This window comes from Acinetobacter sp. 8I-beige, assembly GCF_902505955.1.
Lineage (GTDB): Bacteria > Pseudomonadota > Gammaproteobacteria > Pseudomonadales > Moraxellaceae > Acinetobacter > Acinetobacter johnsonii.
This window is the reverse complement of the sequence record NZ_LR732790.1, coordinates 1757959-1781069: the sequence shown is the minus strand read 5'-3', so window position 1 is coordinate 1781069 and position 23111 is coordinate 1757959. Positions and strand designations below refer to the sequence as shown.

General features: G+C 42.9%; 18 protein-coding genes and 3 tRNA genes. 11 read left to right on the top strand and 10 right to left on the bottom strand.

From position 1 onward, the window contains the following. Positions 1-53: 53 nt before the first annotated feature. Positions 54-983 carry a LysR family transcriptional regulator gene (locus GVX98_RS08480; RefSeq protein ID WP_004980807.1) on the top strand — a complete coding sequence of 310 codons (930 nt, stop codon included), beginning with the start codon at positions 54-56 and terminating at the stop codon, positions 981-983. Positions 984-1194: 211 nt separating this feature from the next. Here GVX98_RS08480 and rsmI read toward each other — a convergent pair whose 3' ends face one another. Then, on the bottom strand, positions 1195-2040 hold the full coding sequence (rsmI, locus tag GVX98_RS08475) for a 16S rRNA (cytidine(1402)-2'-O)-methyltransferase (protein ID WP_004980802.1): 846 nt from the start codon (positions 2038-2040) through the stop codon (positions 1195-1197). Positions 2041-2372: 332 nt separating this feature from the next. Here rsmI and GVX98_RS08470 point away from each other — a divergent pair, with 332 nt between their 5' ends. Genes GVX98_RS08470 through GVX98_RS08460 form a run of 3 tightly spaced genes read left to right on the top strand, consistent with a single transcriptional unit; the run spans position 2373 to position 4398 of the window. Next, a complete protein-coding gene (locus GVX98_RS08470) occupies positions 2373-2780 on the top strand; it encodes a YraN family protein (protein ID WP_159127807.1) in 408 nt (135 codons plus the stop codon). Positions 2781-2840: 60 nt separating this feature from the next. Continuing rightward, positions 2841-3524, top strand: coding sequence for a BON domain-containing protein (locus GVX98_RS08465; RefSeq protein WP_004980798.1), 684 nt, complete (start codon positions 2841-2843; stop codon positions 3522-3524). Next, positions 3514-4398, top strand: a complete 885-nt coding sequence (locus tag GVX98_RS08460) for an alpha/beta hydrolase (RefSeq protein WP_004980795.1) — start codon at positions 3514-3516, stop codon at positions 4396-4398. The genes GVX98_RS08465 and GVX98_RS08460 overlap by 11 nt, the downstream gene beginning before the upstream one ends. A 42-nt stretch (positions 4399-4440) precedes the next feature. Here the strand turns inward: GVX98_RS08460 and nudC are convergent, their stop codons facing one another. The 3 genes from nudC to dnaQ form a co-directional block, all read right to left on the bottom strand. After that, on the bottom strand, positions 4441-5217 hold the full coding sequence (gene nudC / locus GVX98_RS08455; protein ID WP_004980792.1) for an NAD(+) diphosphatase: 777 nt from the start codon (positions 5215-5217) through the stop codon (positions 4441-4443). Continuing rightward, positions 5217-6860 (bottom strand): chemotaxis protein, encoded by a 1644-nt coding sequence (locus GVX98_RS08450; protein ID WP_159127806.1) that lies wholly within the window; start codon positions 6858-6860, stop codon positions 5217-5219. Before GVX98_RS08450 ends, nudC begins: the two co-directional genes overlap by 1 nt. 126 nt (positions 6861-6986) lie before the next feature. Then, entirely contained in the window at positions 6987-8408 is a 1422-nt protein-coding gene (gene dnaQ / locus GVX98_RS08445) for a DNA polymerase III subunit epsilon (RefSeq protein WP_159127805.1), read from the bottom strand. 209 nt (positions 8409-8617) lie between these two features. On the opposite strand from dnaQ, the gene GVX98_RS08440 reads away from it, so the two are divergent. From GVX98_RS08440 to GVX98_RS08415, 6 genes are all read left to right on the top strand, one after another. Further along, positions 8618-11887, top strand: a complete 3270-nt coding sequence (locus GVX98_RS08440; RefSeq protein WP_159127804.1) for a LysM peptidoglycan-binding domain-containing protein — start codon at positions 8618-8620, stop codon at positions 11885-11887. A gap of 35 nt (positions 11888-11922) precedes the next feature. Then, positions 11923-13764 carry an extracellular solute-binding protein gene (locus GVX98_RS08435; RefSeq protein WP_159127803.1) on the top strand — a complete coding sequence of 614 codons (1842 nt, stop codon included), beginning with the start codon at positions 11923-11925 and terminating at the stop codon, positions 13762-13764. A 20-nt stretch (positions 13765-13784) separates the two neighbouring features. Further along, on the top strand, positions 13785-14846 hold the full coding sequence (locus tag GVX98_RS08430) for a microcin C ABC transporter permease YejB (RefSeq protein WP_159127802.1): 1062 nt from the start codon (positions 13785-13787) through the stop codon (positions 14844-14846). Further along, entirely contained in the window at positions 14846-15859 is a 1014-nt protein-coding gene (locus GVX98_RS08425; protein WP_159127801.1) for an ABC transporter permease, read from the top strand. Before GVX98_RS08430 ends, GVX98_RS08425 begins: the two co-directional genes overlap by 1 nt. Next, positions 15834-17423: an ABC transporter ATP-binding protein gene (locus GVX98_RS08420; protein WP_159127800.1), complete on the top strand. Its 1590-nt coding sequence runs from the start codon at positions 15834-15836 to the stop codon at positions 17421-17423. The genes GVX98_RS08425 and GVX98_RS08420 overlap by 26 nt, the downstream gene beginning before the upstream one ends. 119 nt (positions 17424-17542) lie before the next feature. Further along, positions 17543-18787 (top strand): NADH:flavin oxidoreductase/NADH oxidase family protein, encoded by a 1245-nt coding sequence (locus tag GVX98_RS08415; protein ID WP_159127799.1) that lies wholly within the window; start codon positions 17543-17545, stop codon positions 18785-18787. 8 nt (positions 18788-18795) lie between these two features. Here the strand turns inward: GVX98_RS08415 and GVX98_RS08410 are convergent, their stop codons facing one another. Beyond that, positions 18796-19461, bottom strand: coding sequence for a glutathione S-transferase N-terminal domain-containing protein (locus GVX98_RS08410; RefSeq protein WP_159127798.1), 666 nt, complete (start codon positions 19459-19461; stop codon positions 18796-18798). Positions 19462-19523: 62 nt separating this feature from the next. Between GVX98_RS08410 and GVX98_RS08405 the strand changes: the two genes are divergently transcribed. Next, positions 19524-20132 (top strand): YiiX family permuted papain-like enzyme, encoded by a 609-nt coding sequence (locus tag GVX98_RS08405; protein ID WP_159127797.1) that lies wholly within the window; start codon positions 19524-19526, stop codon positions 20130-20132. A gap of 78 nt (positions 20133-20210) precedes the next feature. Here the strand turns inward: GVX98_RS08405 and GVX98_RS08400 are convergent. From GVX98_RS08400 to GVX98_RS08380, 5 genes are all read right to left on the bottom strand, one after another. Next, positions 20211-20286 (bottom strand) — tRNA-Glu (locus GVX98_RS08400). 47 nt (positions 20287-20333) lie between these two features. After that, positions 20334-20409, bottom strand: a tRNA-Glu gene (locus tag GVX98_RS08395). A 24-nt stretch (positions 20410-20433) separates the two neighbouring features. Next, positions 20434-20509: transfer RNA gene (locus GVX98_RS08390), tRNA-Glu, on the bottom strand. A 132-nt stretch (positions 20510-20641) separates the two neighbouring features. After that, positions 20642-21547 carry an alpha/beta fold hydrolase gene (locus tag GVX98_RS08385; RefSeq protein WP_171503311.1) on the bottom strand — a complete coding sequence of 302 codons (906 nt, stop codon included), beginning with the start codon at positions 21545-21547 and terminating at the stop codon, positions 20642-20644. Between the two features lie 80 nt (positions 21548-21627). After that, on the bottom strand, positions 21628-23040 hold the full coding sequence (locus tag GVX98_RS08380; RefSeq protein ID WP_159127795.1) for an amino acid permease: 1413 nt from the start codon (positions 23038-23040) through the stop codon (positions 21628-21630). Positions 23041-23111: the final 71 nt, after the last annotated feature.

Sequence of the window (23111 nt, the reverse complement as noted above, 5' to 3'; positions counted from 1 at the left end):
GAGTTGTTTTTATCAAATAGATGAAAACTTCTCATGAATCCAGAGAGAATTTTATGTTAGATCAACTACGGGCAATGGGTGTTTTTGCTTGTGTTGTTGAAAAGAGTTCATTTAGTGGTGCCGCGCGTGAGTTAGGCATCACTACAAGTGCTGTGAGTCAGCAAATTCGTTCTTTAGAGCAAGAGATGGAAGTTGTTCTTTTACATCGCTCAACAAGAAAGTTGAATTTAACTGAAGCAGGCCAGGCTTTTTTCCACAGCTGTCAAGAAATGCTCGCCGCTGCTGAACGTGGCAAAATACGTATCAATGAATTGCGCGATGATCTCGTGGGTGAGCTGCGAATAGCCACTACGCCAGAGTTAGGTGCCAATCATGTGATTCCTGCTTTGTCGCATTGGATGTCTGCACATCGCGGATTATCTATTCATATTGAAGCAGATAATCATTATGTGGATTTGATGAATGGGCGAATTGATATTGCCTTAAGAATGAGTCCAACGGTTGACGATCAAAGCGTACATGTCGTGCCATTGGCGCGCGTGGAACAGATTTTGGTTGCTTCACCGAGCTATTTGAATCAGTCTGCACCAATTTCACGACCTGAAGATTTGAAAAATCATGATCTTATTCCGATCACGATTATGAAAAATAATCATGATTTTGATTTTAAAAATGTGGTGACAGGTGACGCGGTTAAACTTGAGATGAAATCAAGAATAGCCAGTAATAATATTTTAGTGACAAAGACTTTATGCCAACATGGGCATGGTGTTGCACGTATTTTATATTTGGATGTGCAAAAAGAATTGGTTAACGGTTCTTTAGTGGAAGTTCTTCCAGAGTGGAAGCTCCCTAACTTTACGCTATATGCCATCATTTCAAAGCATGAACAACAGCCGATGAAGATCCATCGTTGTTTGGATGCATTGAAACAATACTTTTGCCAACTACCCGGCGGTCGTATTTACCAAGACGCGAGCTAATTCGATAGAGATTGTAACTGACGATCAGTCAACCCATACACATGCTTATAAATTTTAAATGACATAACTACATAATTTGAGTTAAGCGGTTCGCATGGAACCGCTTAACATGGAGAGCAGCAGAGAAAGGCCAAAGCACTTGCGTCTGTTGCTCTTTATTTTTTCCTTCAAAAAAAGCAATACTTTTATTTCAAGCTGAAGCTATCGAAGCTTATTCAGCCTGATCTTGTGTTAATTCTAAAGCACGTTGGTAAGCAATTTTCTTTTTGATGCCGGTCAAATCAGCCGCTAACTGTGATGCAGCTTTCACTGACAAATCTTGTAAGAGACGCGTTAAAAGCTGGTCGAGTTTTTCTTGTGCCATATCTTTTTCAGTGGTCGCGCCACCAACAACCAATACAATCTCACCTTTTTGTTGATGATGATCGTTTGCAATAAACTCAACCAACTCACCTAATGTCATCTTCTTGATGGTTTCAAAGGTTTTGGTAATTTCACGGGCAAAACCGACAGGGCGGTCAGCACCAAAGACTTTAGCCATGTCACTGACACTGTCTAAAATACGATGTGGTGCCTCATAAAAAATCAGGGTTTGCGTTTCGTCTTTGAGTTTTTCCAAACTCGCCATTCGTTGGGTTTGTTTAGAAGACAAAAAACCTTCAAAGCTGAAACGGTCACTCGGTAAGCCCACTGAGCTTAAAGCGGCAATGGCAGCACAAGCGCCAGGAACAGGGATTACGCGGATATTATGCTCTTGTGCCGCACGAACCAATTTAAACCCCGGATCACTGATAAGAGGCGTTCCTGCATCACTGATAAGTGCCATATCTTCACCTTTCAACAAACGCTGAATAAGGATGTCAATTTTGTTGCTTTCGTTATGATCGTGGCATGCGGTGAGCGGTGTTTGAATATTAAAGTGTTTCAGTAATTGTGCTGAAGTTCGTGTATCCTCAGCAGCAATGATTTTGACTGATTTTAGTACATCAATTGCGCGGTAAGTCATGTCATCTAAGTGCCCAATAGGGGTTGCGACTACAAATAACTGGGCACTCATGGGTTTTCTCCGCGCTGCAAAATAATAAAATGATAGGTTGGCTTGAGTGCTTTGATGCATTCAACCGATACCGCGATAAGCATTCTACCTGAATTGTCCGTCGTGGCGTGAGCTAGAATGTTGTCGGCGATGCATTTGCAGGAGTCAGTGAGACATTCGGCTGAAATCTAAACGTCAAGAAGGCTTTAAAACACGGAATGAAGCGAAATGATTGGCTTGAGAGATTCGCAGCAGTGGTTTTAAACATCAAGAAGTCATATTTTTGATCGATATTGAGTTTTTCGAAATGCGCTCATTAAAAAAATAAAAAATGAAGTAGGGAAGATAAAGAGATGAAACTGGGACAATGGGCAGAGCAACAAGCTTTGACTGTGCTAGAAGAACAGGGGTATGTTCATGTACGGTCCAATTATCACTCGCGCTTTGGCGAAATTGATCTGATTGTACAAAAAGGGCAGGAATTGGTTTTTGTTGAGGTCAAAGCACGCTCAAAAACGCATTTTGCGCAGGCTATTGAAACAATTTCCTATTCAAAACAACGCAAAATAGCAAAAACGGCCATGTTATTTTTACAAGATCATCCATATTTCCAGCAATATTATTGCCGCTTTGATGTGATTTGTTTTGATTTTTTTAAAGAAATTGCAAAAACCATACAGCAAGATTTTTCAAAATTCACTTATGATCAGCAATGGATAGAAAATGCTTTTACTTTTGATCAAGACTTTATTAATCTTTGAACAAAATCAAAGCTGAAATGCTGAATTAAAATAGTTTGAAAAGTTGAGGAGTCTTGCTGAGTGTTCAATCGTATTGCAATGACCGTATTATGCGTCGCAAGTTTATCTGGATGTGCAAGTTTCATTTCGGGTGGGACAGGAACAGCCGCTGTAGGAACAGAAAGCGGTGTACGTTCATTAGGGCAGGTCTTTATTGACTCTTCAATTGAGCGTACTGCAAAAATTAACTTATATAAATTGGACAGTCGTTTTAAACAGTCACGTGTCAATATCGAAAGTTTTCATGGCAATGTCTTATTAACAGGACAAGTACCTGATCAACACTTACGTCAGTTGGCTGAAGACAATGTACGTGCGATGTCGGATGTCAAAACCGTGCATAACTACATTACAGTTGGAAACCAAATTAGTTATAGCACCATCATGCAAGACACCTCAGTTACAGCAAATACACGTGGCTTGATCATGAAAGCTGCTGTTGTTTCAGATGCGAAAGTGCGTATTCACACCGAAGATGGCGTGTTATATGTGATGGGACGTTTAAATGGTGCTGAAATTACCGATTTAAACCAAGTGTTACAGCAAGTGGGGAATGTGACTAAAATTATCACACTGGTGGATAATATAGAGCAACAGACGCAAACGACCAGTGCATTTGCATCACCAATGATTAATTCAACACCGACAGAGCAAACGCCTGTTGCGATAGACCCAGACCAAGTTGAGCCAAATAATGTTCAATAAGATTCAGCCTTTTGTTCAAAGACTGAATCGTTCGGTAGAGTATGCAAGATTACTCTATCGTGACTTTCGTATTTATGATGTCGGTAGTTATGCCTTAAACCGTTTAACACCGCGTAAGGGTTATTCGGTCCAAGAAAATGTGGCCTATGGGTTACGTGCGCGACATCGTTTAGATTTGTTTCGTACACAAACACCGCGTGAACACCGTCCTCTGATTGTATTTGTGCATGGCGGTGCATGGATGCATGGCGATAAAAAAGATTATCGTTTTATTGGAGAAGCCTTTGCCAAAGAGGGCTTTGATGTGGCGGTGATTAACTATCACTTGGCGCCTGAGCATATTTTTCCTGCCTCTATTGATGATCTCAGCTTGGCTTTAAATTATCTCAATGTACATCAACTTAAATATCAAATTTCGACTGAAAAAGTGGTGTTGATGGGGCATTCTGCGGGCGCGTTTAATGTGATGTCTGCGCTCTATCATCCGAAGCCATATGAAATACAATGCCGCAGTCAAATTACCGCCATTATTGGTTTGGCAGGCCCTTATCATTTTGACTATAAAGGTGATCCGATCTGTGCGGATGCTTTTGATCAGAACAGACCTTATCAAGAAGTGATGCCATATTATTTCGTTGAGTCGAATACGGTTAAACATTATCTATTGGTTGCGGAGAATGATGATGTCGTCGGGTTGAGTAATGCCGTTGATTTGGATCGTAGGTTGAAAGAAAAAGGCAACTACAGTCAACTTTGGACAGTGCCGCGTATCGGTCATATTTCAATGATTGGTTCGGTATCGAGTTTGTTTAGTCGTTACTTCACGACCAAGCAAAAAATTATGCAGGCGCTCGAGGATGCGCTTAAGCACTAATTAGGTTTTAAAGTGTATTTGTTGTAGAGATGGTGAGTGAGCTTAGAGCCACTCACGTGTATCATCTGCGAGCGTTGTGCCTTCTGTCGCATGCATGATCATTGCATGTGCAATGCTGCCTTTGAACGGAATTTCAGGCAATTGATCAAACTTAAAGAATTGAGCATCGCTGATTTCTTCTTCTTGTAAGCAAAGCTCACCCGATGCGTATTCTGCTTTAAATGCAATCATTAAGTTACTTGGAAAAGGCCAAGGCTGACTCGCCAAGTATTGAACATTTTTGACTTGAATGCCGACTTCTTCCAAGGTTTCGCGGCGTACCGCTTCTTCTAAAGTTTCACCGACTTCAACAAAGCCTGCAATCAAACCATACATATTGCTACGGGTATTACGCGCATTTTTTGCCAAGAGAATTTCATCTTCACCTCGTGTAATGACGGTGATAACACAGGGTTGTACTCGTGGATACTGATGATAACCGCAGGCAGGGCAGATCATGGCATATTCGCTGGCATGTGCTTCTGTGGCGTGGCCGCAATGACTACAAAATTTATGATTGCGACGCCATTCTAGCAGTTGAATAGCTCGGCTGGCCTGTTCGAATTGTTTGGTGCTCCAGAGTGGAAGCAACTGGCGAATTGGGATGAGTTCTAAGCCATCAGGGATTGGTTCATTGTCTAGCAGGTCTCGGGCAATCACTTGATCACCCGAGTGAAAACTTAAATCACTTGCTAGCTTTTCTACACGAGGCAATTGAAAGTTATGGTCCACCAACAATTGCTGTTGGTGGAAAATATAAGCAAGTGAAAGTTCTGACATTAGGCAACAGTCTTTAGTTTTTGACTACTGTCCAATGCTACATCAAACATACTGTGTAATACAGGCTGTTTGTTTTTTAAGTTATCAATCAGCATATCTGCACTTGCGAGAGCATCAAGTACATGATTCACCTGAGCAGCAGTGAGCGCAGTTTCAGCCGTGATTTGTTGTTGCACAAAATCTGCTGAAATATTCAGAGCAGTTTGACCATTTTCAGCGCCTAAGAACAGCATTGCGCCCGCAACTTCACGTAGTTGCACAGGGGTGTTCTCAAGTGCAGCTAAATCTTGTTCTTGCTGATATTGCGCCAACGCTTGACTACTTAAGTCAATAGAAGTTTTAGCCTCAGTCAATAAAGCAGCATGGGCTTCATCTAAACGGTCTAGTGAAATATTCATGTTGTTCACACGAAGCTGTAGGCGGCTTGAAGTATGGTGACGTTCTAGCACGCCAATGGAGTTCATTGCCGACAAGATCACGTTCATCAACTGCTGCGCAAAACCTTCATCTTTCAGCATATCTGCTTGACTAAGTGATGCTGCTTGACGGTTTAAGTCATTATGCGCCTCATTTAAGTTCAATACTTTGAAGATGTTCGCCAAATCGACCAGTTTTGCTTGGAGCTCTAAGGTCTTCTCAGGCGTCATGTTTTGATAGTTGTACTCAATATCATTGCGGATTTGCGACATTTCGGTGGTTACCAAATCACTAATGGTATGCATCGTGTCGAAATCTGGGCCATACAGATGACGACTGAAAACTTGCAGCTGCGTATCTGTGAGTAGGTCGTCGCCAATATTGAGTTTGCCACGGATGTGTTGAGAAACTTCGTCTTCTTGGCTGATACATAGGCTGAGAATGTTGGCAAGATCTGTGAGGCTAGCTTTGAAACGTTCAGGCGCAGTAAAGAACTGTGCAATGTTACGTTCGATGCTAATCAGAGTGCGTAAACGTGGTTCATTAATGAGCAATTGTTCAATTTGATTGAGTGCAACATAGACCAAGTTCCAATATTGTTTACTCGGCGTTTGTTCTGCTAGACCCGCTAAATAAGTGCCCACCAATTTCATTGCTTGTAAATCAAGTTCGCTTTCTTCTTGTTTCAGCATTTGGCTTAAAGACAGCTTGTACAAGCGGTGAACATATTGTGATTTTTCAAGGCTTGGTGCTTGAGGGAGGCTGAAATCTGGGGTAATACAGTCCAGTAAGGACTCGATGTGTTGACCTTCTTGCGTTAGAGATTTTGCTAGTGCAATTTCAAGACGGTTTAAGGTGTCGAGTAAAAACTGTGGAATTTTCACTTCTCTTAAACAAATGAATTCAATATAGCGCTTCAGCATGGTCGTACCTTCGCTGAGTGCAATCAAATCTTGCGTATTAATCTGTGCAGGATTCCTCATGATCTTGCGCATAAGCTCTGCGGAATATTCAGCAATTTTTGCCAAGCTCGACATATCAATTAATGCAAGCACTTGAGCACATTGCTCAAATTGGTTTAATGCGTCGTCAATTCCAAAAGGTAAAGTCTGATCTTCTGCTAAGGTGCTCACAGCTGATTCAACCAGCTTAATGGAGTTATCCACTTCATTTTTTATTATCAGCAGCGCCGTTGGATCAAAATGAATAGAGGTTTGGTAAGACATTGATCTGCACCTATCCTAGTGTTTTATCGTGTTTATATGCGGCCTAAAGAAGGCATAGCAACTTGTTCATCACTATAGCCTAACTGAAAAATCTTGTAATACAAAAGTTAACAAAAACTTTAGAATTTATTTGGAAAAAAGGCAGGGTGTGCCATGTTTTTCTTGGTATTGTTTGACCCAAGTCTCATGTGCTTCAAGTTCTTCGGCTGAAGGGTGAATTACCGCCAGTTCAATATCCAGTGTTTGACGCTGACTTTGCCCATTTTGTTGTTCACTATGTGACAGGGCATCCATATCAAAGGAAACCTGACCACCTGTCATAGCCAAGTAAACGTCGGCTAGAATTTCAGCATCCAGTAAGGCCCCGTGGAAGGTACGGTCACGCTGTGGAATTTCGTAACGGCGAACTAAGGCATCAAGTGAGTTTTTTTGTCCCGGATGCTTAGATTTTGCCATCGCGAGGGTATCTGTCACCGCACAAACTTCAGAAAGCGCAACAAATCCTGCACGCTTGAACTCCATGTCTAAGAAGTTCATATCGAAGCTTGCATTATGCGCAATGATTTCCGCACCTTTGAGATAGGCAAATAAAGTGTCAGCAATCTCTTGATACAGCGGTTTATCTTTTAAAAAGTCATCAGAGATCCCGTGGACATTTTCAGAGTCGCCCACAGGTTTTTTCGGATTGATGTAGATATGAATCGAGCTGCCTGTGAGCTTTCGATTGACCATTTCAATCGCACCAACTTCAATAATGCGATCGCCATCTTGATAATAGAAACCTGTAGTCTCTGTATCGAGGATGAGCTGTCGAGGTCCAAAGACCTCAACCTTACGTGGAGTAATCACAATTTGCGGATGTTGTTTGAGTTGTGTTAAATCGACACTTGCCGCAACTTCAGGCGTTTGTTCAGTAGACGCAACCGTTGTGCCAAGTTCTGGTTCAGCGACTAAACTTGGCTCTTGTTCTGCAACGTGTATTTCACTTTCGGCTAAATCTTCGCTGTTATCAACTTCTTCGTCATCGAAACCCAAACCAAAAGGGTCGTTTAACAACCAGTCTGGTTCAACTTTTTTTTTATCTACAGACGGTTCTGTTGTCGCTGTTTTAGACTGACGAAGTTGAGCCTGTGTTTGATCGGCACCGAGGTTTGCCAATTGATCTGCCATTTCATTACCTTCATGACCTGCATGGCCTTTGACCCAGTGCCAGTCGATATCACGACCTTGGCAGGCTGCATCGAGTTTTTTCCACAAATCTGGATTTTTAACATCTTTCCAGTTCTTCTTTTTCCAACCTGTAATCCACTCGGTAATGCCGCGTTTGACATAGGTTGAATCTGTCCAGACTACCAACTTCGCGTCGGTTGGGCAGAAAAGAATGCCTTCAATGGCCGCGGTCAGTTCCATACGGTTATTGGTGGTGTTGTCTTCACCGCCACACAGTTTATGTTCTTCAGTTTCTGTAATAATGTAGGCGCCCCATCCCCCAAGACCAGGGTTTCCACGACAAGCACCATCGACATACAGGGTAATTGTTTGTGACATACACAACTTCCGTAAACTGAAAATTAAAACTAAGCGGGCACCATTGTATAACGCAAATGCACTAGAGAAGTGTATAAGATGCAGCTTTTTTAATTTCTTGTAACATTTATACTGATTTCAAGTTAAATTAACGCCTTGTGTCTGCGGCGTGCTTTACTACAATGGCAGATCTAAAAAATAAATTTTATACGAGTTGTTTGGATTTTCTTATGTATAAGTCAGCTGCCATTTTTGGCCAACCGATGTTACCGACATTATTTAAAATTACAGTACTCGGTTCAGCTCTCGCGACACTTGGACTGGCTGGTTGCTCCTCGACGCAAAGTGCAACGCAAACATCTAAATCCAAACAAGTCGGATCAAACTACTTAGACGCAAATAGTCTAGATTCTTTAGAAGATTTACTTTCTGCAACCGACATGCGTGCGGTGGAAGGGGATCGACTGTTGGTGTTAAAGCACGGTGACGTTTGGAAGCGTATGACCGTGGGCTTTAAAATGAACAGCGATCATTGGAATCTGCGCATTGATGCACAGCGTGGTTGGTTTATTTCACGCCAACCGTATTTGGACCGTTTAAGTGCACGTGCTTCACGTTATTTGTATCACACCGTTAAAGAAGCCGAGCGTCGCGGGTTACCAACAGAGCTAGCTCTTCTGCCGGTGATTGAAAGTTCGTATGATCCTGCTGCAACCAGTAGTGCTGCGGCTGCGGGCTTATGGCAGTTTATTCCAAGTACAGGGCGTATTTATGGCTTAAAACAAAGTAGCCAATATGACGGTCGCCGTGATGTGGTCGAGTCAACACGTGCCGCGTATGAGTTCTTGGGTAGTTTATATAACCAGTTCGGTTCGTGGGAACTTGCACTAGCGGCTTATAACGCAGGTCCGGGCCGTATTCAACAAGCAATTAACCGTAATAAAGCCGCAGGTTTGCCGACAGATTATTGGTCATTAAAACTGCCTGAAGAAACCATGAACTATGTGCCACGTTTCTTGGCGGTTGCGCAGATCATTAAAAATCCAAATGCCTATAACATCAATTTACCGCCGATTGCCAACCGTCCGCACTTTAGAGAAGTTACTGTGGGCGCGGTGAGTCTAAATGAAGTCGCGTCGATTACCGGTTTAAGTCGTGCCGAGCTGTATCAGTTAAATCCGGGACACCGCGGTGAATGGATTGATGGTGCAAGTCCAATGCGGATTTTAATTCCTGCGGATTTGAGTCCTTCAGTGGATGTACGTTTGAAAAAATTACAGGGTGGTTCAGGCGGCTTGTGGGCATCTGCAAATACCAAACTGCCTGAAAATAACCAAACGATTCAACCAAGCAAAATTGAACCGCCGACCTTAAACACCAAAGCGATCACACCGTCGAAAACTACACCACCTGTTTTAGCGACGACAACAACAAAAACCACAACAGGAAAGCCTGCCACTTCGTCTACAGTGACGTCGTCGAGCAGTACGGCTATTGCGACGCCTACCCGTGGTTCAACGCCTAAAGGGTCTAATGCACTGGCTGCTTTTGCTGCTAATAGCGATATTCCAAGTGCGCCGCGTATTCCCGTTGCGGTTACGCCAGCGACTCCAGTGAAACCAGTTTCCGTTGAACCACCAATTTCAGCAGCAGAGCGTGAGCAGTTAACCGCGGCAATTCAAGCCGAAGGTCAAAGCAAAACTGTCGATGAAGTTCTGAAACCAGTTGCGACCAAAGCAGAGCAAGCTGAAGTGGTAGCTGAAATTCAGGCTTTAGCCCCTCAAGGGACAGAAATTGTAGATCCTTTAGATGGTAAAATTAAGCTCACCGCAATTCAAACCAGTCAGTCTGTGGCTGAGCTGCAAGGTAAAGAGTTGACTAAAGGTTTTGCATATCCAAAGTCTGTGGCTGACAATACCCGTTTAGATTCAGATGAAGTGAAACGTAATCAAGGCAAAAACTTTGTTAAGACTGACTCTGAAATTGTGATTGTGCCGCCAAAAGGTAAACGTTCAACTTATACCGTACAACCGGGTGATACTTTGGCGCTGATTGCTGCCAAAAATGGGGTGAACTGGCGTGATGTGGCGAAGTGGAACCAAATGGATGCCAATGCCACGCTTTATGTCGGTACATCGATTTATTTATATGATGCAAAACCACAAGCTGAAAAAGTTGAAGTGCGTTCTACCGTGAAAGCTGAGACTAAACCCGAGAGTTATACCGTTCGTGCCAATGATACCTTAACCGGTATCGCGGATGAGTTTGGTTTAAGCTTAAAACAGTTGGCTGACTATAACGGTTTAAGCGTAACGAGTGGTGTACGTGTGGGGCAAAAGCTTTCTTTAAAAGAAACAGCTCAATCCCGTACTAAATCCAACGATGAAAAAACTAGCAGCCCAGCCAAAGTGGCAACCCAGTCGTATACGGTGAAACGTGGCGAGTATCTGAAACTGATTGCAGACCGCTATGCGCTGTCAAATCAAGAATTGGCAGATTTAACATCAGGTTTAAATGCGGGCAGCAACCTGTTGGTGGGACAAAAAATTAATGTGCCACTCAATGATGTCAAAAGCTTAACGACAAGTAGTGCCAAAGCATTTCCAGTCAAAGCTGAGCCACAGTTCAAAGTTGAAAGTTATAAAGTACAACGTGGTGACACATTATATAGCATTGCATCACAGTCGAAGATGAGCTTGTCGGAGTTGGCTGATCTCAATAATCTGTCAACCAATAGCGGTTTACAAGTGGGTCAAAGTATTAAGATCCCTGCGGGTTCAACTGTGCCAGATACTTATACCGTTCAGTCGGGGGACTCGTTAACTGCGATTGCTTCGAAATATAATTTGGGTATGGATTATATTGCTGACCTCAACAACATGAGTCGTACAGCGGGCTTACGTGCAGGTCAAAAACTCAAATTAACGGGTGAAGTGCCTGCTGTTGAAATGCCGAAAACAGTCGAAAAACAAACCACTGCAAGTAATAACTCAACCGATATTCACGTGGTGAAATCGGGTGAAACCCTAAATAGCATTGCGCGTAAATATCACTTGCAACTGAACTATTTGGCTGAATTAAACAACCTAAGCCGTACAGCCAATGTTCGTGTCGGTCAGCGTTTGAAAATTGAAGGTGATGTTGATTCAGTTCCAATCAAAACAGAAACAGTGGCAGCAAAACTACAAGCAACTTCTAGCCGTGCAACTGAAGCCTATAAAGTGAAGTCAGGCGAGTCGTTAAATTCAATTGCAAGCCGTGCGGGGATGTCAGTGTCAGAGCTTGCTAGTTTAAATAATTTGAGTCCGCGTGCGGGCTTACAAGTTGGGCAGACCATTCAAATCCCAAAACTGATTTCGCAGTACACGGTGAAACGTGGTGATACCTTAATTGGACTGGCAAGTCGTTATGGTATGGACACTTCGCAATTGGCTGAGCTCAATGACATTAAACCGAATACACAGTTGCGCATTGGGGATGTAATTAAGGTGCCGAACTAATATTGAGTTGAAATGCAATTTCAGAGAAATCCCCGATGAAGGTTAGAACAACACTCTTGCTGTTCAGCCTTGTAACGATTCCTTTAAAGGCATGGTCTGCACTGCAGACCATGCCTTTTATTGCACCTTATGCTACGCCGAAATACAGCCAGTTGGATCATTTGCCTTATGCCAATGTGCAGGCGCCAAAGGGTGGCGAATTAACACGTGCAGTCATTGGGAGTTTTGATAACTTAAACAGCATGAATGGTCGCGGTACTGCGGTTGAGGGAACCAATTATTTATTTGACTCACTCATGAGTAGTTCTTTGGATGAGCCTGCGGTAATGTATCCATTGCTGGCAGAAAAGGTCAGCTACGACCCGGAAAACTTTAACGCTATCATTTTTCATTTAAACCCAAAAGCACGGTTTAGTGATGGCAGTCCTGTTACCGCAGCCGATGTAAAGTTCAGTTTTGATATCTTTCAAAGCAAATCCAATTTTGGCTTACAGATGTATTTGTCGGATTTAGCCAAGACAGAAGTGTTGTCCAAATACAGCGTCAAAATGCATTTTAAAACCCGAAATAATGTGGAAATGCCTTTGATTGTAGCCAGAATGCCAATTTATTCCAAAAAAGACTGGCAAGGCAAAGATTTTAGTAAAACTTCGATCAAACCGATTTTAGGATCAGGCCCTTATCTCTTAGAGAAAATCAATGCAGGGCAGCGGGTTGTTTATAAGCGTAATCCAAAGTATTGGGCCAGAGATTTAAAGGCCAACCAAGGGCGCTATAATTTTAACCGCGTGGGTTATGTGTATTATCGTAGCAAAGATATTGCTTTTACTGCGTTTAAGGCGGGTTTATATACCTTGCATGAGGAAGAGTCCGCACGACAATGGGTGACAGCCTATAACTTTCCCGCTGTAAAACAAGGTCTCGTTAAAAAATATCGCTTTAAGCATTTCAATCCAATTCCAACGCAAAGTTTTGTATTTAATACCCGTCGTCAGCCTTTTCAAGATATTTATTTTCGCCAAGCTTTGACTTATGCCTACGACTTTGAGTGGCAAAACAAGGCGATGTTCTATGGGCAATATCAACGCTTGCAAAGTTATTTTTCTAATAGCGAACTAGAGGCGAAGGGTGTGCCTTCGGCTGCTGAAATTAAAATTTTAAAGCCTTATTTGGCGAAATTGCATCCTGTGCAGCGAGATGGCGTTTTAAAGAACTGGCGTTATTCAGCTTCAGATGGATCGGGCTACAATCGAAATAATTTGCTTATCGCACGACAGATCTTATTAAAAAATGGCTATAGATATAATGCCAAAGGTCAATTGTTGGATCGGAACAACAAGCCGATTCAGTTTGAGTTTCTGATTCAGCCGAGTGATGCTGTGCGTGAAATTACGCCTTTTGTTCGTCATCTAAAGCGCTTAGGAATACAGCTGAACATTCGACAAGTTGACACACCACAGTATTATGAGCGGATGCGGACTCAAGATTTTGATATGACCCTACAAACGATGCCGCAGTCTCTGACACCAGGCAAAGAGCAGGTGCAACTGTGGGGCAGTGCTTCAGCCCATCAGGTGGGAAATTATAATTATTCGGGTATTCAAAATCCGGTGATTGATCAGATGATCCAACAGTTGATTCAAGTGCCTGATCGTAAGCAAGTGGTCGTGCAAACGCGTATTTTAGATCGATTACTGCGTGCGGGTTATTATCAAATTCCGACCTATGGTAAAGCGGATCAATGGTATGCCTATTGGAATATGTATCAAAAACCGGCACGGAGTCCACAGTTGCATGTCGGTTTGGATTATTGGTGGAGTGATGCCAAACAGGCAAAAAAGGTGAGTCAGTATTTAGGTCAGGCAGCCAAGCCATAAGCTGGTATAGGGGGGGTGAGATGCGTATGTATATATTCAAAAGGCTGTTGCTGATCGTTCCGACCTTATTTCTGATTTTACTGATCAATTTTGCTGTGATCCAAATTGCACCCGGTGGGCCTGTTGAGCAAGCCATTCAACAAGCGGAAGCTATGCAAACTTTGGGTAATTTGGGCGGTGCAGGTACGGGCTCAAATGTCTATCAAGGCGCGCAAGGACTCAGTGATGAAATGCTCGCAAAGATCAGAGCACACTATGGTTTTGATCAGCCCATGCATATACGCTTTTTTGAAATGGTAAAAAATTATGCGCAACTGGACTTCGGCACGAGCTTTTTTAAAGACCAACCTGTTACAGCATTGATTAAGGATAAATTACCTGTATCGCTGTCCTTGGGGCTGTGGAGTGCTTTACTGATTTATCTGATTTCCATTCCTTTGGGCATCAAAAAAGCCCGATTGCACGGCACGGTGTTTGATCAGTCTACATCACTCCTGTTGGCAGTGGCTTATGCAGTTCCTGCGTTTATTTTTGCAATTCTCCTGATTGTCTTTTTTGCAGGCGGTTCTTATTTCCAATGGTTCCCCTTACAAGGTTTGGTCTCGGAAAATTTTGCAGACTTGTCGCTATGGGGCAAAATTAAAGATTATTTCTGGCACATGGCTTTACCGCTTTTGGCGATGGTGATTGGTGGCTTTGCCACAGTGACTTATCTCACCAAGTATTCGTTTATGGAAGAGCTAGGCAAGCCTTATGTGCTGACGGCACGTTCTAAAGGCTTGACTGAGTCGCAAGTGTTATATGGCCATGTGTTTCGCAATGCGATACTGATTGTGGTGGCAGGTTTACCAGAAGCTTTAATCGCTTACTTCTTTGTGGGCAATTTATTTATTGAGATCATATTTAATCTGGATGGTTTAGGTTTATTAGGATTTGAAGCCATTGTGCAGCGTGACTATCCTGTGATTTTTGGCACCTTATTCATTTTTACTTTGATGGGCTTGCTGCTGCGTCTGATTGGCGATGTGTTGTATCAGCTGATTGATCCGCGAATTCATTTTGATTCGCAAGGGAGAGGCTGATGTCACCTATTTTACAGACAGGTTTTAAGCGATTTAAGCAAAATAAGCTTGGTCTCAGTTGTTGTATTTTATTTCTTTGTGTTTTTGTCCTGTCTTTAGCTGCAGAACTGATCGCGAATGATAAACCGCTGTTGCTTAAGTATGATCATGCTTTGTATTTCCCTGTATTGAAACACTATCCTGAAACGACTTTTGGCGGTGTTTTCGAAACTGAAACTGAATATAAAGACCCAGTGGTACAACAGCTGATTCAGGTAAAAGGTTGGGCCATTTGGCCGTTAATTCAATATTCATATCAAACCCCCAATGTAGATTTGACAGTCCCTGTACCGTCACCACCCACGATGCAAAATTGGCTCGGGACAGATGATCAAGGTCGTGATGTTTTGGCACGAGTATTATATGGCTTACGTGTCTCATTGCTGTTCGGTTTTATTTTGACTTTTAGTTCAGCTGTACTGGGCATTGTGATTGGGGCCATACAAGGTTATTACGGTGGTTGGATCGATTTAATCGGGCAGCGCATTTTAGAAGTGTGGGGCGGGTTACCCATGCTGTTCATGGTGATGATTTTAGTCAGTATGTTTAGCCCAAATATTTACTGGCTGTTTTTAATCATGCTGTTATTCAGTTGGACAATTTTAGTTCCACTGGTACGAGCTGAGTTTTTGAGGGCGCGCCAGTTGGATTATGTCCGTGCCGCGCGAAGTTTAGGTGTCACCAACCGAGCTATTATTTTTCGGCATATTTTACCCAATGCAATCAGCTCTAGCCTGTCACAACTGCCTTTTATCTTAACAGCCAATATTACAGCACTAACAGCACTGGATTTCTTGGGTTATGGCTTACCGCCTGATGCGGCATCATTGGGCGAGCTTTTGTTACAAGGCAAGAATAATTTAAATGCACCATGGTTAGCACTGTCTGGCTTTTTCAGCTTGGCCCTTGTGCTTGCGTTGCTGATGTATATCGGGGAGGCTTTGCGCGATGCATTTGACCCTAGATGCCAATAGAACAGCTCCGATACTTGAAGTGAATGCCCTGAGCATTCACAGTTCAGAACGGGTATTAGTCGATCAGCTCAGTTTTGAACTGCGTGCTGGGCAGACTTTGGCGCTGGTTGGAGAGAGTGGTTCAGGAAAATCGGTCAGTGCTTTAGCCTTGATGGGTTTATTGCCGAAAGTTTTACAAGTGCAAGGCTCAGTGCTGTTAGACGGAAAAAATCTCTTAAAGCTGAGCGATGCGCAACTTAGGTCGATTCGTGGGCAAAAAATCTCGATGGTTTTTCAAGAGCCAATGACCGCTTTAAATTCTTTGCATCGGGTGGAAAAGATCATTGCCGAGACTTTATGGTTACAGGGTTGGTCTAAAAAGCAAGCGCGACAACGAGTAATTGCCTTGCTAGACGATGTGGGTATTCCAAATCCAGAAAGTGTGTTGCGGCGTTTTCCTTATGAGCTGTCTGGCGGCCAGCGTCAGCGGGTCATGATTGCTATGGCACTGGTGCAAGAGCCTGATATTTTGATTGCTGATGAGCCTACCACGGCACTAGATGTCATGCTGCAAGTTCAAATTTTAGACTTGCTGAAGTCTTTACAACAGCGCCATAACATGGCCATGATTTTGATCAGCCACGACCTCAATTTGGTGAAACATTATGCTGATGATGTCGTAGTCATCCATCAAGGTAAGGTCGTAGAGCAAGGGGCGGTTGCGCAGATTTTTGAACAGTCGCAGTCTACTTATACTCAAAATCTACTCAATCATTCTTTTGGTCAAGCCATTAGCGTACAAGATGCTGTGCCTTTACTGAGTTTAAAACAACTTGAGGTCAAATTTCCGATTAAAAAAGGCTGGTTTAATCGCACGACACAGTATCTTGCTGCGGTTGATGCTTTGGACTTGAGCTTGGCTCAAGGGCATTCTTTGGGAGTGGTGGGGGAAAGTGGTGCAGGCAAAAGTTCTTTGGCACTGGCTATAGCAAGGCTGATTGAAAGTCGTGGGCAGATCCAGTTTGGAAAACATGATTTAAACCAACTCTCGCAAAAGGCATTACGTCCGCTTCGTGGTGATTTTCAAATCGTATTTCAAGACCCGTTCGCAAGTTTGAACCCACGCATGAGTGTTGAACAAATCATTGCAGAAGGTTTGACTTTAAAGCCTTTGTCTTTGTTTGAGAGGACACAGCATGTTGAGAATGTCTTAACTCAGGTGGAGTTGCCAGTCGCATTTAAAAGCTATTATCCACATGAGCTATCCGGTGGGCAAAGGCAGCGTGTGGCTTTGGCACGAGCCTTGGTACTTCAACCTAAACTATTGATTTTAGATGAACCGACTTCGGCTTTAGACCGTAGTACGCAGCGTTCAATTGTGGCGTTATTACGCCGTCTACAACACGAGCAGGGTATGAGCTATTTGTTTATTAGTCATGACTTACAAGTGGTACGTGCACTCTGCCAACAAGTTTTGGTTTTGCGACATGCCAAAGTAGTGGAATTGCAAGCCACTGAACAGCTTTTTGAACAGCCGCAGTCTGATTATACGCGTCAATTGATTCAAGCCAGTCAGTATCAGTAAAATTATTTTGCTAAATAAAAGTTTAGAGAATTTGACAAAATGAATTGTCAAATTCTCTTGACTGTCGCCAAAAAACACATAGAGTAAAAACACTAAAAAATATTAAAGGATGAATTTTCATGAGCCAGCTTGCAAGCGCAATCGACATTGGGCAGGTCCATTTTAAAAATAAGATGATTAAAGGGGCGATGAGTGAAGCACTGGCCAATCATGCTGGCCAGCCGAATCATTTGCACTTAGGCTTGTATGAGGCTTGGGCAAAAGGAGGCCTAGGCTGTGCCATTACAGGCAATGTGATGGTGGACTTCCGAGCTAAAAATGAGCCGGGCGTGGTGGTGATTGAAAATGAGCGAGATTTAGAGCAATTAAAGCAATGGGCTGCGATTGGTAAAAAACATGGCATGGTGCAATTGGTGCAGTTGTCACATCCGGGCCGTCAATGTCCTAAGGGTTTAAATAAGGAAACGGTTGCACCTTCAGCAGTACCGTTTAGCCCTGCTTTAGCAATGAGCTTTGGAACGCCACGAGCGCTCCTTGAAGATGAAATCCTTGATATTATCCAACGTTTTGCAACTTCAGCTGCCATTTGTGAGAAAGCGGGCTTTGAAGGCGTGCAATTACATGGTGCACATGGCTATCTCATCAGTCAGTTTTTATCGCCATTGACCAATAAACGCCAAGATCAATGGGGGGGCTCTTCTGAAAACCGTATGCGTTTTTTATTAGAAATTTATAAAGCAGTACGTGCAGTGACTTCAGAGCAGTTTATTATTTCGGTCAAACTCAACTCGGCAGATTTTCAGCGTGGTGGAATCTCGGAAGAAGATGTCATTGCGACATTTAAAGCTATTGATGCGGCTGGGATTGATTTGATTGAAATTTCAGGTGGTAGCTATGAAGCACCTGCCATGGCTGGGGTGAAGCAAGAAAAACGTAAAGCGTCGACCATTGCACGTGAGGCTTACTTCTTAGAATTTGCTGAAAAAATTCGTGAACAAGTCCAGTGTAAGTTGATGGTGACAGGCGGTTTTCGTACGGCTGCGGGTATGAATGCAGCCTTAGAAAGTGGCGCGTGTGACTTTATTGGAATGGCACGTCCGTTTGCGGTAGAGCCAGATGTGACCAACCGTTTAATTGCAGGGCAAGATGTACGTTATGCAGTCGATAAGATCAAAACAGGCATTTCAATGATCGATAAAATGGCGATTATGGAAGTGATCTGGTATGCCGCGCAATTTAAGGATATCGCAGAAGGTAAACAACCAAATCCGAAACTGTCACCGCTCAAAGTGTTTTTTAATTATTTAAAAGGCAATGTGAAAGCCGTGATTAAGGGGCAAGTCAACTCTAGAAAGTCAGCTTAAGCATAGCCTCACTGTGTGATAGACCAATAGTGTTCAAAATAAGAAGCAGACCATTGTCCACGTGCCATTGCAGCATTAAAGGCAGGTCTGCTTTGTATTTGGGTGAAATAGTGTTGAATAGACTGATACTGGGCAAACTGCGGAGTGGCATAACTGGCCGCATAGAGTGGAAACCACATCAAGATATCCGCATAACTAAACACATCGCCAGCAAAGGATGAATGCGTGCTTAAGTGGGTATCAATTTCTTTCAGTTGTCGATGTAGCTCAGGGTTTAAATAAGCGCGATTGAACGAGCTTTGAAAGGCCAAACTTACAAAGCGCACAAGCAAAGGTGTTTGTTGCTTAATGTGTTGGAAAACTTGTTTTAATGCCAAATTGGGCATGAGACTGGCATCGCTATAATGGCTATAAAAACAGAAGTTCCAATACTGTGTATGGTCATGAGGAATAATCAACTTCTGCTGTAGTTGGCATAAATACTCTACGATTGCACTGCTTTCCGTAAGTTGTATCGTCTGAGTATGATGTGGAATGTCGAGCGTTGGAAATTTCAGATTCGTTTGTCTAGCTTGTGTTGCATCATATAGTTTGATTTCATAAGACAGCTCAAGTTCCTCAAGTAACCAAAGAATACGCTGTGAACGTGAGTTTTGAAGATGATGTAAGATCATAAATATTTTTAGTTTTAAGTGATTGATCGTATCTATAAAAAGAAGAATAAAGGAAATCTAGGATGAAAAATAGAAATGTTGTGATTTTAAGTGCTGTTTCACTGTTGGTAAGTCCTCAGCTGCTATGGGCGAATATGTCCTATCAAACAGGGGATATTATTTTTCACGTCTCGAAGTCTCAACAAAGTTTAGGGATACAAAAAGCGACCAAGTTTCGTTATAGCCATATGGGTTTAATTGTTCATAAAAATGGAAAAGCATGGGTTTTAGAGGCAGTTCAGCCTGTGAAATATACGGCACTTCAGCAGTGGATTGATCGCGGGGTTGAGCGGCATTATGTGGTGAAGCGCTTTAAAACGAATTTGACTGTTCAGCAAAAGCAGCAACTAATCAAGAACGCAGAACAATACTTAGGCCAGCCTTATGATCTTTATTTTGAGTGGGACAATCGTGCTTTATATTGCTCAGAAATAGTCTGGAAGGCCTATCATGATGCTTTAGGTATTGAGTTGGCTCCGTTATCGAAACTGAAGCAATTTGATTTAAGTTCGTCTGAAGTCAAGCAACTCATGCAACAGCGATATGGGCAAAACATTCCCTTGAATGAAATTGTGATTGCGCCACAGGCTATTTTTGCCTCGACCGCTTTAGTTGAAGTCGATCGTAAATAGACAGGCAATAAAAAAGCCCAGGTCCTAATGCTTGGGCTTTTTTTATGAGATGACTCTAGAAAAAATCAATCTCGAATATGGCGTCCCTACGGGGATTCGAACCCCGGTTACCGCCGTGAAAGGGCGATGTCCTAGGCCTCTAGACGATAGGGACAGTACAGAAGTGATATTTTAAAACCGATTACTTTTGATCTTAAGTAATGGCGTCCCTACGGGGATTCGAACCCCGGTTACCGCCGTGAAAGGGCGATGTCCTAGGCCTCTAGACGATAGGGACTTAATAAAACTTTACTTCTGAAATTGGCGTCCCTACGGGGATTCGAACCCCGGTTACCGCCGTGAAAGGGCGATGTCCTAGGCCTCTAGACGATAGGGACGTTTCAGAGGTGGGCGTATATTAGGGCGAAAATAGAGGGGTGTCAAACGCTTTTCTCTAAATAATTCCAGTTTTAAGTGTTGAGTGCATAAATTTAAAACAATCTAGATAAAATGATTAAAAATCATATGATTTAAGCCGATTTTTTAAGCAAACTTAGCAAGTTGTTGATGAACTCGGGATGGTGTAAATAGCCTTCGATTAGATGAGGATGAGCAAGATCGGTGGTGATTTGCTTGTTGATAATGGCGGGAGTAAAAGCAAACGGTTTTTGGTTCAGTGGAAAAGCACTCAGAAAATCAGCATCTGAATAAAAATTGATCCAATCGCCATATAAAGCAGCGGGCCGTTGAATAGGTTGCTGCAAATGACACTGGATAACGCGAAAGGCCAGTGGTGAACCGAGGGTAATTAGTGTTTGAATCTTAAGTTCAGGGTGTTGAATTAAATAATTATAGGCAATCACGCTGCCTAGAGAGTGGGCAATCACAATATTGGGTTTCGTACCGTGTAAGTGCTCATGCAGACGCGTATGCACGGTGTGGATGAAGTGTGGATTGGATAAATATAGATACGCTTCCATCAAAAAACGATGAATAAAGCTACTATGCAGCTCTGGGAAGTGGTTGATTAAACTAGCTAAGTCACGTAAGGCCAGATCTTTGCCGAGGAGGCTGATGTATTTAATTTTATTATTGAATGAGAGTTCATCTGAAATAGTGAGCTGGGGGTTTTTAGAAATTTCAGCTTGATGTTCGATATTGGGTGCAGCGGTGTGCGTCAGGTGAATAGGATGTAAAAAAGAAAAAGGAGACCAATGTTGTGGCATGAGGGTGCTGGCATTGAGGGTGTTTTCTAAATGCTGACGTGTTAGGAGATCTCCGTAAAAGGCCAGCCGACTGTGCCGCTGAAGATAGGGAAGGTCATCTGCGCGGCCAAGTTCACTCAGTACCTGTTGTAAGATCACAAGCCAATGTTTAAGCAGGGTACGTGCAGTCTTGTGCTGCTGATTCATCCCATGAATCCATACAATATTCATCGTGCATGCACCGATGGTGTACTTGATCAAAACAGTATAAAAAAAAGAGCAACCGAAGTCGCTCTTTTTAACAGTAAGGATTAAGTTTTCTTGTGATAAAAGGTGTAATAACTGGCATAACATACTGCAATAAACAGTAAACAACCAAAGAAGCTAATACGCATACTTGGATCAAACACCATACTGACGCAGGTGATAAAGCAGAAGATAAAGCCAAGGATTGGCACAATAGGAAACAGGGGTGCTGCAAAACCTAATTCTTCTTTTTTACGTCCTTGTTTATACCATTGGCGACGGAAGTTAAATTGGCTTAAGCAAATACTCATCCAAACGACGACCATGGTAAACGCTGCAATACCTAAAAGGTTTGTAAAAATGGCTTCAGGTGCAAACTGTTCAGACAGTAAACCCGGCATACCCCCAATCATGGTCACGATGACTGCCACGTAAGGGACACCACGTGCATTGATTTTTGAGAAGACTGCTGGCAACTGTTTTTGGTAAGACAACGACCACATCATACGCGAAGCGGCAAATAGTCCTGAGTTCGCAGCAGATAGCAACGCAGTGATAATCACAAAACGAATGATATCTTCAGCATAAGGAATGCCAATGTGCTGGAATACGGTTACAAATGGACTGCTACTCACGCCTTCAGCTGCTAAACCTGCTTCTTGATGCGGGAGGAGTGAAGTCACGACCAAGATGGTACCCACAAAGAAAATCAATAAGCGGAAAATCGCAGTATTGATGGCTTTGGGTACATTCTTAGCAGGATCTTTGGTTTCACCCGCAGCAACACCAATCAGCTCTGTACCAGAAAATGCAAAGTTCACGATCAACATGGTGGTAAAGATAGGGAACAAGCCTTCTGGGAACCAACCCTGAGCCGTTAAGTTGCTAAATAAAGGCGCGGCTTCATAGCCTCTGTAGCCAATCACGCCAAAAATAGCGAGTAGACCCAATAAAATAAAAATAACAACGGTGATAACTTTGACTAAAGCCAACCAAAACTCAGATTCTGCGAACCATTTGGTTGAGATCATATTTAAACTAAATACAAAAGCACCAAAAATTAGGGTCCACATCCACATTGAACTATTTGGAAACCACTCCTGCATGAGCAGAGCGGCAGCTGTAAACTCGGTGCCTAGCGTGACTGACCACGTTAGCCAGTACAACCATGTGATGGTATAACCTGTACCTGGTCCGATATAGCGTTTGGCATAGGCGCCAAATGAGCCAGACTCAGGCATATGAACAGCAAGTTCCCCTAAACACAGCATGACCATATATGCAATGATCCCGCCGAGGAAATAAGAAATAATGGCACCTACAGGCCCCGTTTGTGCAATGACTTCACCCGATCCTAAAAATAGGCCAGTCCCGATTGCGCCACCAAGCGAAATCATAACCAGATGTCGAGTACTCATAGCGCGTTTTAAAGGCGCAGAATTGCCCTGATGCGAAGCATCATTCGGAGATGAGTGCATAAGCGTTAATAAGTTCAGGAATGAAGCGGGCTATTGTAGTGAAAAACTGCAAATCTGCAATGAAATAATAG